This is a genomic window from Dysgonomonas sp. HDW5B (assembly GCF_011299335.1).
In the GTDB taxonomy this organism is placed as follows: Bacteria; Bacteroidota; Bacteroidia; order Bacteroidales; family Dysgonomonadaceae; genus Dysgonomonas_A.
Genome location: NZ_CP049858.1, coordinates 1,450,942 through 1,470,943 on the forward strand (window position 1 = coordinate 1,450,942; position 20,002 = coordinate 1,470,943).

At 37.0% G+C, this 20,002-nt stretch carries 17 protein-coding genes and 1 tRNA gene; 11 read left to right on the forward strand and 7 right to left on the reverse strand.

Translation table 11 applies throughout. From position 1 onward, the window contains the following. Positions 1–120 precede the first annotated feature (120 nt). A tRNA-Leu gene (locus G7051_RS05940) sits at positions 121–204 on the reverse strand. Between the two features lie 167 nt (positions 205–371). On the opposite strand from G7051_RS05940, the gene G7051_RS05945 reads away from it, so the two are divergent. Continuing rightward, positions 372–1,454 carry a mannose-1-phosphate guanylyltransferase gene (locus G7051_RS05945; RefSeq protein WP_166199030.1) on the forward strand — a complete coding sequence of 361 codons (1,083 nt, stop codon included), beginning with the start codon at positions 372–374 and terminating at the stop codon, positions 1,452–1,454. 72 nt (positions 1,455–1,526) lie between these two features. Next, on the forward strand, positions 1,527–2,324 hold the full coding sequence (locus tag G7051_RS05950; protein WP_166199031.1) for a glycosyltransferase family 2 protein: 798 nt from the start codon (positions 1,527–1,529) through the stop codon (positions 2,322–2,324). Between the two features lie 28 nt (positions 2,325–2,352). On the opposite strand, the gene G7051_RS05955 is transcribed toward G7051_RS05950, so the two are convergent. Next, positions 2,353–3,141 carry a TIGR02757 family protein gene (locus G7051_RS05955; protein ID WP_166199032.1) on the reverse strand — a complete coding sequence of 263 codons (789 nt, stop codon included), beginning with the start codon at positions 3,139–3,141 and terminating at the stop codon, positions 2,353–2,355. A gap of 109 nt (positions 3,142–3,250) precedes the next feature. Between G7051_RS05955 and G7051_RS05960 the strand changes: the two genes are divergently transcribed. After that, on the forward strand, positions 3,251–4,948 hold the full coding sequence (locus G7051_RS05960) for a lipopolysaccharide assembly protein LapB (protein ID WP_166199033.1): 1,698 nt from the start codon (positions 3,251–3,253) through the stop codon (positions 4,946–4,948). 133 nt (positions 4,949–5,081) lie between these two features. Here G7051_RS05960 and G7051_RS05965 read toward each other — a convergent pair whose 3' ends face one another. The 5 genes from G7051_RS05965 to G7051_RS05985 all read right to left on the reverse strand — a co-directional run bounded on the left by G7051_RS05965 (position 5,082) and on the right by G7051_RS05985 (position 11,030). Continuing rightward, complete coding sequence (locus tag G7051_RS05965; RefSeq protein WP_166199034.1) at positions 5,082–6,425, reverse strand: TolC family protein; 1,344 nt, start codon at positions 6,423–6,425, stop codon at positions 5,082–5,084. A 71-nt stretch (positions 6,426–6,496) separates the two neighbouring features. Beyond that, positions 6,497–7,621 carry an efflux RND transporter periplasmic adaptor subunit gene (locus tag G7051_RS05970; protein ID WP_370521948.1) on the reverse strand — a complete coding sequence of 375 codons (1,125 nt, stop codon included), beginning with the start codon at positions 7,619–7,621 and terminating at the stop codon, positions 6,497–6,499. Between the two features lie 88 nt (positions 7,622–7,709). Beyond that, on the reverse strand, positions 7,710–8,966 hold the full coding sequence (locus G7051_RS05975) for an ABC transporter permease (protein ID WP_166199035.1): 1,257 nt from the start codon (positions 8,964–8,966) through the stop codon (positions 7,710–7,712). A gap of 113 nt (positions 8,967–9,079) precedes the next feature. Then, on the reverse strand, positions 9,080–10,333 hold the full coding sequence (locus tag G7051_RS05980) for an ABC transporter permease (RefSeq protein ID WP_166112484.1): 1,254 nt from the start codon (positions 10,331–10,333) through the stop codon (positions 9,080–9,082). A gap of 7 nt (positions 10,334–10,340) precedes the next feature. Then, positions 10,341–11,030: an ABC transporter ATP-binding protein gene (locus G7051_RS05985; RefSeq protein WP_166112481.1), complete on the reverse strand. Its 690-nt coding sequence runs from the start codon at positions 11,028–11,030 to the stop codon at positions 10,341–10,343. 364 nt (positions 11,031–11,394) lie between these two features. Here G7051_RS05985 and G7051_RS05990 point away from each other — a divergent pair, with 364 nt between their 5' ends. The 8 genes from G7051_RS05990 (at position 11,395) to G7051_RS06025 (ending at position 19,971) form a co-directional block, all read left to right on the forward strand. Further along, a complete protein-coding gene (locus G7051_RS05990; RefSeq protein ID WP_166199036.1) occupies positions 11,395–13,293 on the forward strand; it encodes an amidophosphoribosyltransferase in 1,899 nt (632 codons plus the stop codon). 195 nt (positions 13,294–13,488) lie between these two features. Then, positions 13,489–13,917 (forward strand): type II 3-dehydroquinate dehydratase, encoded by a 429-nt coding sequence (aroQ, locus tag G7051_RS05995; protein ID WP_166199037.1) that lies wholly within the window; start codon positions 13,489–13,491, stop codon positions 13,915–13,917. Between the two features lie 24 nt (positions 13,918–13,941). Beyond that, entirely contained in the window at positions 13,942–15,405 is a 1,464-nt protein-coding gene (pyk, locus tag G7051_RS06000) for a pyruvate kinase (RefSeq protein WP_166112472.1), read from the forward strand. A gap of 316 nt (positions 15,406–15,721) precedes the next feature. Then, complete coding sequence (locus tag G7051_RS06005; RefSeq protein ID WP_166199038.1) at positions 15,722–16,357, forward strand: O-methyltransferase; 636 nt, start codon at positions 15,722–15,724, stop codon at positions 16,355–16,357. A 103-nt stretch (positions 16,358–16,460) separates the two neighbouring features. Beyond that, positions 16,461–16,820 (forward strand): 30S ribosome-binding factor RbfA, encoded by a 360-nt coding sequence (rbfA, locus tag G7051_RS06010; protein WP_166112466.1) that lies wholly within the window; start codon positions 16,461–16,463, stop codon positions 16,818–16,820. Beyond that, positions 16,817–18,046 carry an ABC transporter permease gene (locus G7051_RS06015; protein ID WP_166199039.1) on the forward strand — a complete coding sequence of 410 codons (1,230 nt, stop codon included), beginning with the start codon at positions 16,817–16,819 and terminating at the stop codon, positions 18,044–18,046. The genes rbfA and G7051_RS06015 overlap by 4 nt, the downstream gene beginning before the upstream one ends. Positions 18,047–18,277: 231 nt before the next feature. After that, a complete protein-coding gene (locus G7051_RS06020) occupies positions 18,278–18,925 on the forward strand; it encodes a DUF47 domain-containing protein (RefSeq protein WP_166112460.1) in 648 nt (215 codons plus the stop codon). A 14-nt stretch (positions 18,926–18,939) separates the two neighbouring features. After that, positions 18,940–19,971, forward strand: coding sequence for an inorganic phosphate transporter (locus G7051_RS06025; protein ID WP_166199040.1), 1,032 nt, complete (start codon positions 18,940–18,942; stop codon positions 19,969–19,971). Positions 19,972–20,002: the final 31 nt, after the last annotated feature.

The window sequence follows — 20,002 nt, forward strand, 5'->3', positions numbered from 1 at the left end:
GCTTCTATATAATTTCCCCGATTAAGTTAATCACTACAAAAGCATCTTCTTTGGGAACAAATAACCAAAATAAAAAAGTCTAATTGATTGATTATCAATTAGACTTTTTTTTCTAAATCGTACCCAGAGCCGGGATCGAACCGGCATGGAAATGAATCCACTGGTGTTTGAGACCAGCGCGTCTACCAATTCCGCCATCTGGGCATTTTTTGTGAGTGCAAAGATAGATATATTTTCGAATATACCATACATCTGCTCTTTTTTTTGAAAAAAGAAGTATTTTTTTTTCTATGCATAAAATATATTATATTTGTTTACGTCTTAAGGTTAGACATATATAATAGATATAAATTCATACCATATTTTATACCATGGACAATAAAAATAGTTATTGTGTGATAATGAGTGGCGGAATTGGCAGTCGTTTCTGGCCATTTAGCCGTGAAGATCGTCCCAAGCAATTTCTGGATTTTTTCGGTACAGGTCGCTCTCTTTTGCAGATGACTGTAGACCGTTTTAAGAAAATTCTACCTCTTGAAAATATATTTATTGTAACCAATGAGAGTTATGCTAAACTTACTATGCAGGAAGTTCCGGAATTAGCTCCCAGCCAAATTTTATTAGAACCCCTCAGGCGAAACACTGCACCATGCATTGCTTATGCCAGTTATCATATCAATGCCATAAATCCGAATGCAAATATAGTTGTAGCTCCCTCTGACCATCTTATTCTCAAAGAGGATGAGTTTGCCGCTGTTATTCATAAGGCATTAGGCTTTGTCGAAAATCACGAGATTTTATTAACTCTAGGAATCAAGCCTAACAGACCCGAAACTGGCTATGGATATATTCAAATTGATGAAGAGACTGTTGGAGATATAAATAGAGTAAAAGTATTTACAGAAAAGCCCAATCTCGATTTAGCCAAGATTTTTTACGAAAGCGGTGAGTTTTTATGGAATTCCGGGCTATTCATTTGGAATGTTCAGACTATTTTAAAAGCTTTCAATGATAACCTTTCGGAAGTAGCAACCATTTTCAATCAAGGAAAAGACATTTATACTACAGATAAAGAAAGAGCATTCATCCAAGAACAATATTCTTATTGCCCAAGCATATCTATAGACTATGGAGTAATGGAAAAGGCGAATAACGTTTGCGTTATTGCTGCAGATTTCGGATGGTCTGATCTTGGTACATGGGGGTCGCTGCATGACATATCCGATAAAGACAAGGATGCTAACGTCTCTCTTAAATGTGAGACCCTGTTCTATGAAAGTTCAGAAAACATTATAGCATTACCCGATGGAAAATTAGCAGTTATCCAAGGTCTGAACAATTATATTGTTGCTGAAGTAGATAACATTCTGCTCATATGCCAAAAAGATCAGGAACAGCGCATTAAGCAGTTTGTTGCCGATACGAAATTAAAGTATGGTGATAGCTACATTTGATCAACAGAAGATATAACGATACAAAAAAAGAGTGGCATCATATGTCACTCTTTTTTTATAATTTTGCAAACAATGAATAAGATATCTATTATAACTGTAAACAGAAATAATGCTGAGGGTCTCGAAAGAACCATAAAAAGCGTTATCAAGCAAACTTATACTAATTATGAGTTTATTATTATTGATGGAGCTTCAACAGACAACAGTGTAGATATTATAAAACAGTATTCGTCGGATATATCTTTCTGGATAAGCGAAAAAGACACTGGCGTATTCAATGCCATGAATAAAGGAATAGAACGCTCAACGGGAGACTATTGTTATTTTCTTAATTCAGCCGATACTTTTGCAAATGACAATGTGTTGAAAGATATATTTGGATCACAAACCTATACAGCTCCTTTTATTAATGGGCATCAGATTAATGATTTTGGAAATTACACTCAAAAAGTGCCTAGCTTAAACAGATATCTTACTTTATTCGATTTTTATTGGGGAACAATTAAGCATCAGGCCACCTTTATTCGTCGTAATTTATTTGACACATATGGATTATACGATGAAACTCTAAAGATAACCTCGGATTGGAAATTTTTCTTGCAAACAATTGGCTTGAAAAACGAACAACCTGTATTTGTTGACGTTGACATTGTTCTTTTTGAATGGGACGGATTAAGTACCAACCCCCAACTTATAGACTCCCATATACATGAGAGAACTCGGGTTTTAGACGAAAATATTCCTAAGACTATACAAAAAGACTATGAGAATTTTCATGAGATGAGCGATTATGTATATATAATGAATACGATGAAAAGAAGTGCTCTCTGCTCTTTTCTGATAAAAGCCTTAGTGAAGCTATTCAAATAAGTAATACTTTATAATATAACTAAGAACGTTAAGTAATATCTATTATACACTTCTCTTCGATAGATATGCCGAACAAGGCAAAATCGTACTTAACAGGGTCTTCGGCATCAAACAACCTTAAGTTATCAGTCAGCTCTTTGGCGGCGACCCAATCAGGCTTGTCTCTTGATAATAATCCAATCTTTTTGGCTGTACGCTCTACATGCAAATCGAGAGGACAAATAAGATCTTTCGGCTGAATGGTTTTCCACAAACCAAAATCGACTCCCTGCTTATCGTTTCTCACCATCCAACGCAAATACATATTCAAACGTTTGCACGCCGATTTGCGCAAAGGGTTAGGTATATGTTTACGTGTACGCGAAGGGGCATCCGGAGCATCGAAGAAATAATTCTGAAAATAATTTAAACCACCTTCTACAGTCATACCCTTATTAGGGAAAAACGCCGTTTCGAGTGTTGAATATCGAGCATAATGCCTTTTAAAAAAATCAATACAGTACAAAAGGTCTGTATCATTAAACGTACGGTGCTTAAACCCGATCAACTGTTTTAAATCTTCCTCTTTATGCTCCGTTATAAATTGATAAGGGGCATTATCCATTCTCTGAGAAAGTTCTTTACATTTATTTATGATAGTGGGGCGTTGTCCCCAAGCGAAAATAGCAGCAAAAAAACCCATTATTTCGACATCTTCATATCTATCGTAAGAGTGAGGTATGCAAATAGGATCATTTTCTATGAATTGAGGACGATTATAGAGTAAAACCTTCTGATCTAAAAAATCCTTAAGGTATTCAAAATTTATTATAGCCATTATTATAGATTAATATATTTATTTGTATCTTTCGTAGTTATAAACAACTATTGTATATAATACGTTATATATAGATATGAACTAAATTAATAATAAAAGAACAAAAGACATGAAAAACAAGGTTAAAATTCTCTTTCGGTCTACTATGATTGCATTGTTTGCCGTCATATTGGTTTCGTGTAGTAGCAAATTAACACCCCTCTCCCCATCACTTTTCAGTGTAACTCCAACACCAATGGAGGTTCAAGGATCTAAAATCCCTGTGACTGTAAATGGAAAATTTCCTGAAAAATGGTTCAATAAAAATGCGGAAATAACAATTACACCTGTATTGAAGTGGGGAATTTCAGAACAAGTAGGAACATCCGTTAATTATCAAGGTGAGAAAATAGCCGGAAACGGTATTGTTGTTCTACAAAAACAAGGAGCTCCTTTCACAATCAAGTCTGAATTTGATTATGATCCTGAAATGACAAATCCTGCATTGTATCTACGCTTTACAACCCTTGTCAAAAATAAACCTGTAACTCTTCCTGATGTGAAAATTTCTGAAGGATTGATTACTACAGCAGCATTAGCGAATGCTTTAACCAATACTCCGGCTGACGCTCCCGATGATTTCCAAAAATTAATCAAGGACGCTTATGATGCCAACATTCTGTTCCTTATTCAGCAAGCTGAACTAAGATCGAGCGAGTTGAATTCAAATAATCTGGCAGCATGGAAAAGCCTGGTGAAAAGTGCTGATAATAACCCTAAGCAAAAAGTTAATGTTGAAGTATTAGCTTATGCTTCGCCCGATGGAGGTTATGACCTAAACTCTAAATTGGCTGCGCAGCGTGAAAAAAACACAACCGGTTATCTGAATAAAGAATTCAAAAAAGAGAATGTAAATACAAATGTATATGCAAATTATACAGCTCAAGACTGGGAAGGTTTCAAAAAGCTGGTAGAAGCTTCGAGCCTTCAGGATAAAGACTTGGTATTACGTGTACTTTCGATGTATCAAGACCCAGCGGACAGAGAACGCGAAATCAAGAATATTTCAGTTATATATAAAGATCTGGCAGAAACCATACTTCCTCAACTAAGACGTTCTCGTTTGATAGCTAATGTTGAAACCGTTGGAAAAACCGATAGTGAATTGATTCAGGCTTTTAATACTAACCCCTCTACTCTTACGGCTAATGAGCTTTTATATACTGCAACATTAGAAGGTACACCTAAAGAAAGAATATACACGGTGGTAACTCAAAGATTCCCTACCGATTACAGAGGATGGAACAATCTAGGTGCTTTCTACTTCGAAAATGGTCAGATAGATGCAGCCCAAAAAGCATTTGTTAAAGCTCAACAAATAAATAATAAAGCTCCTGAACCCAATATGAATCTAGGTTTGCTGGCAATGGCTGACGGTGATATCGCTAAAGCCGAGCAATTAATTGCAAGTGGCTCACAAGCTAATACTTCAAATGAAGCTCTTGGTCTATTGTATTTAAAGAAAGGTGATTATAATAAAGCTATTCAAGCATTTGGAAATACTAAATCAAACAATGCTGCACTGGCTCAAATATTGACCAAAAATTATAACCAAGCAGAGCAAACTCTTAATGCTATAAGCAACAAAAATGGTATGACTCATTACCTCGAAGCAATAGTAGCTGCCCGTACAAATGATGCAACAGGTGTTGCCCATCATTTAGGAGCCGCATTTGAGGCTGACCCTTCTTTGAAACAACAAGCAATTTACGATTTAGAGTTTGCTAAGTTTGCAAACAATACAACTGTATCTTTCTTATTGAAATAAACTGCGACTTGTTATTTCTTTTAGTAGATTAGATAGAGGTTACTTAAAAGAAAAAGAGTTCAAGTTAAATTATAAAATAAATAAGGCTACCCATCCGGTAGCCTTATTTATTTTGCAATCATGGTATGTATCATTACTCCATATTGATTTCTTTCCCTTGATAGAAATCCAATATCTTACTTCTAAACACAAAATCGTATTTAGATTGTATTTGTTCCGATTTACTGCTTATCAATTTAGTTTGTGCTTCATTATATTCAAAAACACTTGTTTTACCTATCTGATAACGCTCTTCAGCATATTTAAATGATTCGGCAGCTGCCTCATAGGCTTTCTCTGTAGAAATAAACTTCGCCTGTGCCGCTGTGGCATTTTGATATGCCTGTTGGATTTCTTTAAACAGAGCCAACTTAACATTATCGAGTATCAGCTGTTGATTCTCTATATTCAAACGGGCTTGACGTACCTGATTACGTGTTTGGAAACGATTAAAAATAGGCACACTTAGATTTAGCCCCAAAGCTATCCGGTAGTTATCCCTCAATTGATGAGCGATAGCCGAATTGGGAATGTCGTTATCATAAACATGACTGAAACTATTGTCATATGACGCTCCAAAAGTAAGAGTTGGCCAATATCCCGCCTGAGCCACCTTTAACGCCTTCTTGGTGCTCTCAACGTTAAATTCAGCCTCCTTTACGTGAGGTCTCGTCTGTACTGCCTGATCGTATACAACATCCGGTTTTACTAATCCAGATAATACATCCTCAACCATTACGGTTTCGGTCAATTTAGGAGCCTCAATATCAAAATCCTCCATTGTCTGGAGGTTTAATGCTTGAGACAAGTTCAATAGGCTTAGTTTAAGATCATTGTCTGATGTCGTAACATTCAACTCATCCTTAGCTAATTGTGCCTTTATATCATATAATTGTGACTGTGCAACTTTGCCGGTTTCGACCAAAATAGCAGTTCTTTCTACTTGTGTCTGTGTCAGAGATACTTGTTCCTTAAACACTTTCAGAATCTCTTTCTTAAACAAAACATCCAGAAAATAGGCTGTAATTTGCAGTTCCATATTTTCTTTCGCTTTATTCAGACCTGCCATAGCCGCATATAAACTCAACTCATTCGCTTTTATTTGGTTCTGGATACGGAATCCCGTAAAAATAGGCACACTTGTTGATACCGAGAAGCTCGTAAGCGATGCTGTTTTTGCCTCAAAAACACCTGTAGACGCATTAGGAGAACGTCCAAAATTGAAGCTTTGTCCTACAGCTCCTGTTAAATCGGGTAATTGTTCGTTTTTGCTTGAATTAAGATCTACATCAGCTCCTTTAACTTTCAGATCTTGTTGCATTATTTCGATATTGTGCTCTATCGCAAAATCTATACATTGCCTCAAAGTCCAACCGGACTGGCTTTGTGCACTCAGTGTTAATAATAAGCAACCTACTGCTATAATATATTTTTTCATCAAACTAAATCGTATTTAAGTTCTCAAACCTGTTTTTATACATACTGATTATAAGCATCTTTTAGTATACCTTACTTAGGTTGTTCAGGTATATTCGCTTTTTCATCCTTTTCGTTACCTCTGATTTTTTGCCCTTTGGTCAATCCCGATTTAACTTCGATATTTATACCATTCGACAATCCAACAGTTACATACTTCTTGTCAAATACCTGTTTGGGGGTTTCTTGAGTAAGCACATACACAAATGCAGAATCGTTGCTGAAAGATACAGTACTCTCAGGTACAGTTAAAACACCTTTAGCATTAGCCACCATTATCTGAGCATTGGCACTATAACCTGCACGTATGTCTATGGAATCTGTAATTTTTGCTGCTGCCTTTATTTCAAAAAGAATAGCTCCGTTTTCCTCTACTCCTTTTGGTGCAACATATTCTAGTACAGCATCGAATTTTTTATTATCAATTGCACCGATTGACAATCTTATAGGCATTCCGACATGAATACGACCTACTTCAGTTTCATCCACCTTTCCTATAAAAATCATATCGGACATGTTAGCTATCGTAGCAATAGTAGTTCCTTCATTAAAATTATTAGATTGAATAACCGAATTACCCACTTTAACCGGTATATCTAGGATCATCCCATCAATAGTAGATTTAATCTGCGTATTACTATATTTAGCTGTTTTTTTAGAAACTCCCGTACGGATAATATCTAAATTATCTTTAGCATTTTCGGCATCTTCCTGAGCTTTTCGGTAATCGGCCTCAGCTTTATCCATTTCTTCTTTAGCTATCACACCTTTTTCAAATAACTGCTTCTGACGATTATAGTCAGCACTCGACAAATTAAGATTTATCTTTGCAATATTTACTTGGGATTCGGCTGCGCTTAAAGAGGACGACTCAGGTACAACCTGTATAGTCGCTATCACCTCTCCTGCTTTTACGTGGTCACCCGCTTCTTTTAATACGGTTTCTATAATACCTGCAATCTGAGGTTTAATAAGAACTTCGTCACGGGGAGAAACTTTTCCTGTTGCAACAGTTGTATTCTCAATATCGCCGTCAACAACTTCGACAATTTCATAAATAACCTCTTTGGGCTGACTCTTGTTCCAGAGGAAAACAAAAACACCTACAACTACAACTGCGATAAGAACTACTCCAATTATACTGAAGATTTTCTTCACAGGACTTTTCTTTTTTCCGTAACTTTCCATATTTAATTGATGTTTATTTTTTGCTTTTTCTAATTATAGATCTCGTCTTTTGATAAATTTATTCTTCTCTGATTGCATCAATAGCTTTGATGCTTAACGCTCGCAGAGCAGGCATCAGCCCGGCAAAAAGTCCCGAAGCTATAAGTATTGACATTGACACAAGGGCTGTCCCAAAAGAGATGAAAGGTGGTATAAAGAACATATCTTCACTTGCTCCTCCTCTCATTCCTATACTTATTAACTCCAGAATTATAACTCCGAAGAACAATCCTCCGAATCCTGCAATAAAAGTAAGAATAAAACTCTCGCTCACAATTTGTGAAACTATTGTGACCGGTTTTGCTCCCAATGCCCGACGTACCCCAATCTCGCGAGTTCGCTCACGCACCGTAACCAACATAATATTACTGACACCGATGATACCTGAAAGTAAAGACCCGAGACCTACAATCCAGATAAGGGTTCTGATTCCAAGAAACAGATTGGCAAAGGTTTTGAATTCTTTTTCGATATTAAAGCTACGAACGGCTTTCTCATCATTCGGTGCGATATTATGATTAGCCTTTAAAATTGTTTTGATTTGATCTTCAAGTGTGGAAACAGACATGCCTTCTTTGGCTGTAGCTCCCATAAAGTGAATAATATCGCCCTGATTAAAGGCTTTTTGCATGGTTGAAAAAGGAATATACACAGAGGTTTCTGCATCGCCTCCAATTTGAGCTTTCGAATTGGGACGTATTACACCTACTACCTGAAAATATATACCATTTACACGAATATATGCCCCTATCGGGTCTTGCCCACTATCGAATAAATTTTCGGCAACGGTCTTTCCAATAAGTGCGACTTTACTTACGTTTCTAATATCTAAATCATTAAACAAACGACCTTTAATTACCGTCTGTGTTTGTATTTTAAATTGGTCGGGATATACTCCCATAACTTGAGCCGAAGTTGACTTACGCCCCATCACCACATTTTTAGACGAGCTTTCGCCAAACAACATGGGAGAAATATATTCTAAAGCTGTCGCTTTTTGTTTTATTATCTCAAGGTCGCGATTATTCATATTCCACCAACGCCCTTTTCTAAAACCTTTATAAGGCTCACTGGTTACATTCGTAAAAAAGAATCCCGAATTGGTGGCAAATCCTTTAATATTTTGTTCCATTCCTCCCTGAAAGGCATTACCAACACCTATCAGAATCACTAACATAAAGATTCCCCAAAAGACGCCGAATCCGGTCATCACACTTCGCATTTTGTTTGCGGTGATGGTATTCCATATTTCCTGCCACTTATCTAAATCGAACATATTCTACTATTTCTTTTTGTTCTTTAAGCATCAGTGATGTTTATGCGACACCCCTAATATTACATCTGTCTATTCCTAACATACTCTCCAAAACCAGAAAAAGGTCTGAAGCTTTATTCGGCACGCATAGCTTCAATAGGGCTAATACTTACAGCCCTTTTCGCCGGAATATATCCGGCAAACACACCTGACACGATCAGCACCAAAGTGGCTGCTAAAACGATACCGAGATCAACAGTCGGATCCTTGAAAACACTGGGACCTCCATCGCCTGAAGGTGCCATTTTCATACCTTCACTGATTAATTCAGTAAGTCCTACACCAACTACCATACCTATATACCCAAAAGTGGTAGTTATAATAATTGACTCTAACAAAACCAACTTCAATATCGAATATGGGTTTGCACCGATTGCTTTCCGTATACCAAATTCTCGGGTTCGCTCTTTTACTGTAATAAGCATAATATTTCCAACGCCTACGATTCCGGCGATTAGAGATGCAATACCAACAACCCATATAAACATAGTTATGGCTCCAAATATAGATTCTGTTTGAACAGCATCTTCGGCTGTATTCCAAACCCAAATAGCTGATTTATCTTCGGGGTCAAAATTATGCAAAGCACCAAGCTTTTCTCTAAGTCTTTTTACAAAGGCTTCATTTTGAGGCATGGTGGTAAGGCCTTTTACCGTAAAATCGAGCCTGTCTACTTTATAACCCTGACCATAAAGGCTCTGTGCCGTAGAAAATGGAATATAGGAGGGGACATTAGTACGCCCTGTTTCATCTTTATATACGCCTATTACTTGATAGGCAATTCCGTCAGAAGTAACATACTTGCCTAAAGATTCTTCTCCTTTAAAAAGGACTTGTTCCATTTCGGTATTAATAACGATTACTTTTCGTCTCTGGTCCATATCTATCTGATTGATAAACCGACCTTTTCCTGTCGACATATCAATATTGCTGATATAGGCAGCATCCGGATACACTCCAAACATGCCCCATGAGCCATATTCTTTATTAAAGGATATGGTTGCTCTACGTTCAATCTGAGCCGACACATAGTCTGCCTCGGGAATCTTATTGCGAAGTAAATCGTAATCTTTATTGTCAAACTTAATTTCCCGGTCAACTGGTAAGCCTTTGTAAGGCATAGAGACAAATCCGCCCCCTACACTTACAGCATTCTTAGCCCGACGTGAGAAGTTTGAGGTAATACCATTTTTAAGTCCGTTACCGGCCCCAAGCAAAACTATAAGCATAAAGATACCCCAAGCAATAGAAAACCCGGTCAAGAAAGTCCTGAGTTTATTTTTATTGATGGTGGCACCAATCTCTCTTAATGAATCAAAATCAAACATAGAATATCTATTTACCTTGATGATTATTTATTTCGATCGATCCTATTATTCCATCCTTTATATGTATCACCCGATCAGTAGCATCTGCTACACCTTGCTCGTGCGTTACAATAATCATGGTCATACCGTCGATCTCATTAATCTCACGAAGTAATCGCATTACATCTTCCGAAGTTTTACTGTCTAATGCTCCCGTAGGCTCATCAGCCAGAATTATCTGAGGCTGAGCAATCAAAGCCCTGGCTATTGCCACACGTTGCTTTTGTCCTCCCGATAATTCGTTAGGCAAATGCGTAGCATGGCTGGCAAGCCCCATCTTATCAAGATACTCCATAGCCAATATATTCCTCTTTTTACGGCTTACCCCCTGATAATACAAGGGCAAAGCCACGTTTTCCAAGGCATTCTTAAAGGTAATCAAATTAAAAGATTGAAAGATAAAACCAATCTTACGGTTTCGTAATTCTGCAGCTTTCGATTCACTAAGGTCTTTTATCAAAATATTATCTAAATAATACTCACCGGTATCATAGGTATCCAATATACCCAGAATATTTAATAATGTAGATTTACCGGATCCTGATGCTCCCATTATAGACAGAAATTCACCTTTATCAACACTCATGTCTATACCTTTGAGCACATGCAAAGGTGAGCCGCCATAGTAGGTTTTATTAAGATTTCTTATTTGTATCACTTTTTGTCTGTTTATATATTTTTAGTCAGCCACACTTTACTATTAGTATCATTTGGAAAGGAAATATCACAAAGTTCTAATTTTTTTTTATTCATCAAGCTTTTTATGCTTTTTTTTACTCAAATACCTCATAAAAAGTACTTAAAGACAAAATTACATGTGCTTCATATGCAATTAAGAACATGCCTCGTTATATTAAGACTCCTATTTTTAAGATTGGTTACAAAAAAGAAGCGTTTTTTCTTAACATATATTTTTTCTTCCATTAAAAACAAATCTTGCTTTTTTTCATCCAAAATTCACAGTATATTTGTGGTATCTTTTTAGATTAATTAAAAGAACAATTCCACCTTAGAATACTGTAATGACAGAAGCTTTAAAGCACGAATGCGGGATCGCAATGATCCGTCTTTTAAAACCACTTGAATATTATCAGGAAAAGTATGGTACATGGCGACATGGCTTAAATAAGCTATATCTGCTGATGGAAAAGCAACACAATCGCGGGCAGGAAGGTGCCGGATTGGCTGTTGTAAAACTGGATGCTGAGCCGGGCACTGAATTTATATTCAGAGAAAGAGCAACCGGATCGAGTGCTATCTCCGAAATTTTCGCCAATGTTCATAATCATTTTGGCAAGACTTCACATGACGACCTGAATGATCCTGTTTTCGCAAAAAAAAATCTACCGTTTGCCGGTGAATTATTTCTTGGTCACCTGAGATATAGCACTACAGGAAAAACCGGACTGTCTTATGTGCATCCATTTCTGAGACGAAACAACTGGGCTTCTCGAAACCTGGCCATTGCCGGTAATTTCAATATGACGAATGTTGACGAATTATTTAACGATCTGGTTAAGGAAGGACAACACCCTCGTGATTATGCAGATACTTTTGTTCTGTTGGAGTCTCTTGGGCATTATTTAGATCGTGAGGTGCAATTCCAATTCGACAAATACGGAAAAGACAAAACTGTTAAAGGAACAGAACTTAATAAACTTATCGAAGAAAATCTGGACATACCATTTATGTTGCGTACAGCAAGCGAAAAATGGGATGGTGGATTTGTAATCGGTGGACTGATAGGATGCGGTGACTCATTTGTTTTCCGTGATCCTTGGGGTATTCGTCCGGCGTATTATTATATGGATGACGAGATTGTTGTTGTTGCATCTGAACGCCCTGTTATCCAAACAACGATGAACTTGGATGTTTCCGATATCAAAGAATTGGAAGCCGGTCAAGCTATTGTGGTAAAAAAAGATGGTCGCGTAATGTTTCCTCAGATTATAGAGAAAAAAGAATCATATGCTCCTTGTTCTTTTGAGCGTATTTACTTCTCCAGAGGATCAGATGCTGATATTTACAGAGAGCGAAAAGAATTAGGAAAACTTCTTCTTCCACGCATCTTGAAATCTATTGATTCGGATCTTCGTAACACTGTATTTTCTTTTATCCCCAATACCGCCGAAGTTGCATTTTACGGGATGACGCAGGGCTTAGAGGAATACATGCAAGAGGTAAGGTTTAAAAAAATCAGAGAAAAGGGTGAGCATGCCACCAACGATGATATCAAACGGATTTTAGCTATGAAAGTCCGCACCGAAAAAGTGGCAATAAAAGATATCAAATTAAGAACGTTTATTTCGGAAGATAAAGGTCGAAACGATCTGGCTGCACACGTTTATGATGTCACTTATGAATCGATCCGCCCTTATAAGGATAATCTCGTTGTAATAGATGACAGTATTGTCAGGGGAACAACTCTCCAACAAAGTATCATCAAGATGTTGGATCGACTGCACCCTAAAAAAATTGTAGTCTTGTCTTCATCTCCTCAAATCAGGTACCCCGACTGCTATGGTATAGACATGTCTCGCATGAGCGAATTCGCTGCTTTCAGGGCAGCAATAGCACTCCTTAAAGACAAAGGAATGCAGAGCGTAATTGACGAAGTGTATCGTAAATCACTCGCTCAACGCAATAAGCCTAAAGAGGAAATTGTAAATTATGTCAAAGAAATATACGAACCTTTTACTGAAGAGGAGATTTCTGAGAAAATAGCTCAGATGTTGACTCCCGAAGGCACAGAAGCAAAAGTGGAGATTGTTTTCCAAAGCATCGAAAACTTACACAAAGCGTGTCCTGACAACAATGGGGACTGGTATTTTTCAGGAAACTACCCAACTCCGGGAGGAAACCGCACGGTAAATACAGCCTTCCTGAACTATGTTGAAGGTTTAGAGAAAAGATCATATTAAGTATATATACACCACATTTCTATAAAAAACGGCAGATTATTCATTTTAGAATACCACTGCCGTTTTTTTTCGTATTAACACATTGTGTTTTTACACAAAACAATATATCTTTAGTATTTAAATGAACAAAAAAATGTCTATCTTTGTATGATTATTTCTCATCAATCATCCTGAATAGCTAAAACACTATTACACATGAAGATATTGGTAATAAACGGACCTAATTTGAACTTATTGGGAAAGCGGGAGCCGACTATATATGGAAATACTACATTTGATACGTATTTCGACGAATTGGTTTCCTCATACTCTGATAGTTGCGAATTATGCTATTACCAATCTAACCATGAAGGAGATCTGATAGATAAAATACACGAAGTCGGATTTGAATATGATGGTATTGTGATGAATGCGGGAGCATATACACACACCTCAATTGCCTTACACGATGCAATTAAAGCAGTAACCACTCCGGTTATAGAGGTGCATATATCTAACATACATGCTCGTGAAGAGTTTCGCCACAAATCGATGATAGCGCCAGCCTGTAAAGGAGCAGTAGTCGGATTGGGTTTCGAATCCTACAGATTAGCAATAGAATACATTATTAGAAATACAAAATAATTATTATAATTAAAAACTACTTTTATGTTTAAGAAAACGAAAATTGTTGCAACAATTTCAGACATGCGTTGTGATGTTGATTTCATCCAATCGTTGTACAACGAAGGGATCAATGTAGTTCGAATGAACTCAGCTCACATGACAGAAGAAGGATTCGTTCAGGTAATCAACAACGTACGTACAGTATCTAAGACTATAGGTCTTATGATGGATACTAAAGGTCCTGAGATCCGTACAACTGCAACTGAATCTGGTGAAAAAATTGTTGTGAAAACAGGTGATAGACTGAAAGTGATCGGAGACATCAATGTAAAATCGACTCCAGAGCAAGTAGCTGTTTCATACCCAAGTATCGTAAAAGATGTTCCTGTTGGAAACCTTCTTCTTATCGATGATGGTGAGACTGCTCTTAAAGTAATAGAAAAAGGAAATGACTATCTTCTTGTAGAAGTTCAAAATAACGGAACAATCGGTAGCCGTAAAAGCGTAAACATCCCTGGTGTTAGCGTAAATCTACCTTCAATTACTGAAAAAGATAAAAAATGTATTGAAATCGCTATCAAATACGGAGCTGACTTCATTGCACACTCTTTCGTAAGACATAAAGAAGACGTTCTTGACGTTCAAAAAATACTAGATGCTCACAATAGTGACATTAAAATCATCGCGAAAATCGAAAATCAAGAAGGTGTTGATAACATCGACGAAATTTACGAACACGCTTATGGTGTGATGGTAGCTCGTGGAGACTTAGGTATCGAAGTTCCTCAAGAAAACATCCCGGGAATCCAACGTTTGTTGATCCGTAAAGCAATCGAATACAAAAAACCGGTTATCGTTGCAACTCAAATGTTACATACGATGATCGAAAATCCACGTCCAACACGTGCAGAAGTTGCCGATATTGCTAATGCAGTATATTACGGAACTGACGCTGTGATGTTAAGTGGTGAAACTGCTTATGGTAAATATCCTGTTGAAGCTGTTCGCACAATGGCTCAAGTAGCTCGTGCTGCTGAAATTTCTAAATTGGAAGAGAATATTATTCCTGTTCCATTTAAAGATTCAGAATATGACAACACTTCATTCCTTGCTAAACAAGCTGTTAAATCAGTAAACCAACTTGGTGTTAAAGCAATTATTACTGATAGTGTAACTGGACGTACTGCACGTACATTGGCTGCTTTCCGTAGCAAAAACCCAGTATTCGCAATCTGTAACAAAGAAGAAGTTGCTCGTTACCTTTCAGTTTGTTATGGTGTTGATGCTCGTTTCCAAGAGGATACCGGTTATACAACTAACAAACACAAACAATATTTCTTGAAAGCATTACAAAATCTTACTGAATCTAAATTTGTAAGCAAAGAAGATACTGTTGCTTACCTAAGTGGAAGTTTCACTGAAGGTGGAGGTACATCTTTCCTTGAAATCAACAATGTAGGTAAAGTACTTGATGCTGGTGACAAATATGATGTTCCTGTAGAATAATTGCTTTGTATAAAAACAAAATAGCATAACTGCAACTGATGAGATAATAGCGACATAAAAATCGTTTATTATCTCATTTGTTTTAAAGACGATCAATATTTATAAATCAAGACTGTGCCTTTTGCCCGATCATCAGCACAAAGGCATTATACAAACTGTAGAAATAGAAGGCAAAGAAACTAACGGCTGATGCCTCAGAGGCAGCTCTTCCTTTCTTCTTAAACAAAGGGTTTACACTAGAAAGAGAAAATATTGTAGTGCGAAGAAACGTCGAAATTATTAATTTTACACTCTGTAAAAGATCTTATATAGAAATATGGAGCAAGACAATATGGAACAATATATCCTATCTCATATTGATGAGGAGGGCGAGTTACTGAAAAATCTCAATCGGGATGCTCATGTAAATCTGCTCCGTCCCCGCATGATATCAGGACATTTACAGGGTAGGCTACTCAAGATGTTTTGCAGAATGATACAGCCTAAATACATTCTGGAAATAGGCACTTATACAGCCTATGCAACGCTTTGTTTAGCTGAAGGTGCTTCTGATGATGCAGAAATACATACAATAGAAGTAAACGATGAGCTGGAAGATTTCATCCTGAAACATCTGCATAAATCGAAACTTAAAGATAAGATACACTTACATATTGGTGATGCAATACAAATAATACCAACAATAGATTGTATCTTTGACCTTGTTTTTATAGATGCCAACAAACGGCATTATTGCGAATATTATGATTTGATATTCGATAAAGTTCGTCCGGGAGGCTTGATTATAGCAGACAATACGCTTTGGGATGGTAAAGTTTTAGAGACACCTCATCCTACCGATAAGCAAACAATCGGGATACAAGCATTTAATGATATGCTGGCAAAAGACGACAGAGTAGAGAAAGTAATTTTACCCATTCGGGACGGACTGACTCTTATCTGGAAAAAATAAGGCTACATGCCTTTATGTTACTTTGGTAAATACAACAGCTCAAAAAGAGCAACAAACAATAAACATTAGTTAATAACAGAATATTCAAGATATACATATAATAATGGAAACAACCAGACAACAAAAGATAAACAGACTCATCCAAAAAGAATTAGGTGAGATCTTTCTGTTACAAACAAAAGCAATGCCCGGTATATTGGTATCGGTAAGCGGAGTAAGAATCAGTCCCGACTTAAGTGTCGCAAAAGCTTACCTAAGTATCTTTCCTTCAGAAAAAGGAAAAGAATTATTGGCCAACATCAAAACAAATGTAAAAGCGATTCGCTACGATTTAGGCCAACGCTTAGGCAAGCAGCTACGCATTATTCCCGAACTAGTATTTTATATTGATGACTCCTTAGATTACCTGGAGAACATTGACAAATTATTAAACACCGAAGGAAAGAAAGAAACTGAAGAGTGAATCTATCTTTTTACATAGCTCGCCGATATCTATTCTCTAAGAAATCGCATAATGCCATTAATGTGATTTCTATGATTTCGGTATGTGGTATAGCTATTGCTACGCTGGCAATGGTATGTACACTCTCTATTTTTAACGGGTTTACCCAACTCGTATCAGATTCTTTTAGCGTAATTGATCCTACATTACAAATATCACCCACAAAAGGCAAGGTATTTGATCCGTCTAATCCAAACATCGAAAAGGTGAGGCAACTTCCCGAAATAGATGTTGTTTCAGAATCAATTGAAGAAAATGCTTTGGTGAGATATGGAGAAAGGCAAGACCCTGTATTGATAAAAGGTGTATCCGATAACTTCAAGAAGATGGCTGATACCGACAAATTTATCATCAATGGTACATTTGCATTAAAAGAGGGTGATGTCGATTTTTGTGTCGCAGGAGTAGGGCTGGCTATGAATCTCGGATTACGAGCAGACAATATTACTCCTTTAGAAATATACTCACCCAAACGGGATGTGAAAATACAATTGGCAAATCCGTCTAACGCTTTCACACAAGTGTACGCTTATCCTGCCGGTATATTCTCGCTCAATCAGGCAAAATATGATGAACAAATGCTAATCGTATCTCTTAGTTTGGCACGCCAGCTATTCAGATATGACACAGAGGTTTCATCCTTAGATATAAAATTGAAAGAAGACGCTTCTGTTGATCAAGTCGAGAAAAAAATCCAAGCTATATTGGGAGATAAGTACATTGTCAAAAACAGATTTGAACAACAAGCCGATTCATTCAGAATGGTAAATATAGAGAAATGGGTTACATTTCTTATTCTCGCCTTTATTCTCATTATTGCTGTATTTAATGTTGTCGGATCACTATCTATGCTGATCGTCGATAAACATGACGACATTAAAATATTACAGAATATGGGAGCCAACAACAAACTTATATCACGTATATTCCTTATCGAAGGCTGGCTTATCTCGATGACGGGTGCTATTACAGGACTTATTCTGGGATTAACTCTTTGCCTTTTGCAAGAACATTTTGGACTGCTGAAGCTAGGTCAAACACCGGGAACCTTTGTTGTTGATGCATATCCCGTTTCGGTTTTGGCCTCAGATATCCTCTTTATTTTCTTCACAGTCAGTCTCATAGGCTTTTTAATAGTGCTATACCCCGTAAATACCTTAAAGAAAAAATTAAATACATATTCTTAAGGTCTCAGACCTTTTTATTGCTTTGACAAATAGAATAACAATTGATAGTTATTACTTTGAAATGTTAGATATGGAACTTTATCTAGCTTAGCTAATAAGCAAATAGATTGTCGCAATGTTCAAATTGTTCACTTTTTAATGTTAAAAAAAGGTTAACTTTTTGTTTTTTTACTATATCTTTGCAGCAAAATGTTCAAAACCAATATCTAGACTTACAGGTTAAATAAACATATGAAGAATAACTTATTCGACAGATTTGTTCCAAAAGAAAACAAATTCTTTCCGCTCCTCAGCCAAATGGCTGATGTTATCCTAACGGCTTCTGATTTGATTATTGGATGTGTACAAGCAAAAAATCACGAAGAAGCAGTTGAGTTATACAAAAAAGTAAAAGATCAGGAACGTCGCGGAGATAAACTCCAAGCGAAGATTTTTGAAGAGTTAAACAACACGTTTATTACTCCATTCGACAGAGAAGATATAAATACACTGTCGAGCAGACTGGATGATGTGATTGATCACATTAATAGCTGTGCTAAAAGAATCATGCTTTACAGTCCGAAAGTAATGCCCGAAAGTGCTAAGCTACTGGCTCACTTGGTTCGTGAATCGGCAGAGTTCCTGACAAAAGCTATCGATGAACTGGATGTATTGAAGAAAAACCCCACAAAGGTTAGAGAGTATTGTAATAAATTACATGAAATAGAGTCTAAAGCGGATGATGTATACGAACATTTTCTGATTGACCTTTTCGAAAACGAAAAAGACGCTATTGAAGTAATAAAGCTGAAGGATATTCTACATGAGCTTGAAAAAGCAACTGACACACAAGAGGCTGTCGGTAAAATAATAAAGACTATCATCATCAAATACTCATAAAATAAAGCAAATCGATGACGCTATTAATTATTATTATTGTTCTTGCTATTATTTTTGATTATATAAATGGTTTTCACGATGCTGCAAATTCAATTGCAACAGTAGTGTCAACTAAAGTACTCACCCCCACTCAAGCCGTTGTCTGGGCTGCATTTTTCAACTTCGTAGCCTATTTTATCGCCAAACATATTATTGGAGGATTCGGTATTGCAAATACAGTTGCTAAAACTGTAGATTTATCCAATATTGCATCACCATCGCATGTTATTATAGCAGGATTGGTTGCAGCAATCACCTGGAATCTGATTACATGGTGGTTAGGGATACCGTCTTCATCTTCGCATACGCTAATTGGTGGGTTTGCTGGTGCTGCTATTGCAGGAGGAGGCCTTAAAGCTGTACACTTAGATACTGTTGGGGTAATTGCATTGTTTATCGTTGTAGCTCCTTTAATCGGTATGATTGGAGGTAATATAATTACAATAATCACTTTGCATGCGATGAAGAAAGTCAAACCGGGCAAAGCCGACAGGTGGTTTAAAGGTTTACAACTTGTATCATCTGCTTTGCTGAGTATCGGTCACGGACTGAATGACTCTCAAAAAGTAATGGGTATTATAGCCGCTGCACTTATTGCCAATCAAGGCATCCCCGGTCTTCCTCATTGGATGGAGATGTCGGACATGAACGAGATGCATGACTGGATTCCATTGGTATGCTTCTCGGCTATTGCTATCGGTACTATGTCAGGAGGTTGGAAAATCATGAAGACAATGGGTAACCGCATTACAAAGATTACTCCTGTTGAAGGATTTTGTGCTCAAACAGCAGGTTCTATCACTTTATTCATCTCCGAAATGCTACACATTCCTGTAAGTACAACTCACGTTATTACAGGTAGTATCATGGGAGTAGGTGCTGTTAAAAGACTATCAGCCGTTAGATGGGGAGTTACCAAAGATTTATTGGTAGCATGGATTATAACCATTCCGGTGAGTGCTCTTATGGCAGGGTTTGTATATTGGATATTGACTCTTGTATTCTAAATAGAAAGAAAATATTTTTTATAAATAAAGA

What these genes read in the sequence shown, in the direction of transcription:
- G7051_RS05955 (WP_166199032.1), bottom strand. Translation starts at nt 3,141, where the DNA reads ATGGCTATAATAAATTTTGAATACCTTAAGGATTTTTTAGATCAGAAG.
- G7051_RS05950 (WP_166199031.1), top strand. Translation starts at nt 1,527, where the DNA reads ATGAATAAGATATCTATTATAACTGTAAACAGAAATAATGCTGAGGGT.
- G7051_RS05975 (WP_166199035.1), bottom strand. Translation starts at nt 8,966, where the DNA reads ATGTTCGATTTAGATAAGTGGCAGGAAATATGGAATACCATCACCGCA.
- pyk (WP_166112472.1), top strand. Translation starts at nt 13,942, where the DNA reads ATGTTTAAGAAAACGAAAATTGTTGCAACAATTTCAGACATGCGTTGT.
- G7051_RS05945 (WP_166199030.1), top strand. Translation starts at nt 372, where the DNA reads ATGGACAATAAAAATAGTTATTGTGTGATAATGAGTGGCGGAATTGGC.
- G7051_RS05990 (WP_166199036.1), top strand. Translation starts at nt 11,395, where the DNA reads ATGACAGAAGCTTTAAAGCACGAATGCGGGATCGCAATGATCCGTCTT.
- aroQ (WP_166199037.1), top strand. Translation starts at nt 13,489, where the DNA reads ATGAAGATATTGGTAATAAACGGACCTAATTTGAACTTATTGGGAAAG.
- rbfA (WP_166112466.1), top strand. Translation starts at nt 16,461, where the DNA reads ATGGAAACAACCAGACAACAAAAGATAAACAGACTCATCCAAAAAGAA.
- G7051_RS06005 (WP_166199038.1), top strand. Translation starts at nt 15,722, where the DNA reads ATGGAGCAAGACAATATGGAACAATATATCCTATCTCATATTGATGAG.
- G7051_RS05965 (WP_166199034.1), bottom strand. Translation starts at nt 6,425, where the DNA reads ATGAAAAAATATATTATAGCAGTAGGTTGCTTATTATTAACACTGAGT.
- G7051_RS05980 (WP_166112484.1), bottom strand. Translation starts at nt 10,333, where the DNA reads ATGTTTGATTTTGATTCATTAAGAGAGATTGGTGCCACCATCAATAAA.
- G7051_RS05960 (WP_166199033.1), top strand. Translation starts at nt 3,251, where the DNA reads ATGAAAAACAAGGTTAAAATTCTCTTTCGGTCTACTATGATTGCATTG.
- G7051_RS06020 (WP_166112460.1), top strand. Translation starts at nt 18,278, where the DNA reads ATGAAGAATAACTTATTCGACAGATTTGTTCCAAAAGAAAACAAATTC.
- G7051_RS06025 (WP_166199040.1), top strand. Translation starts at nt 18,940, where the DNA reads ATGACGCTATTAATTATTATTATTGTTCTTGCTATTATTTTTGATTAT.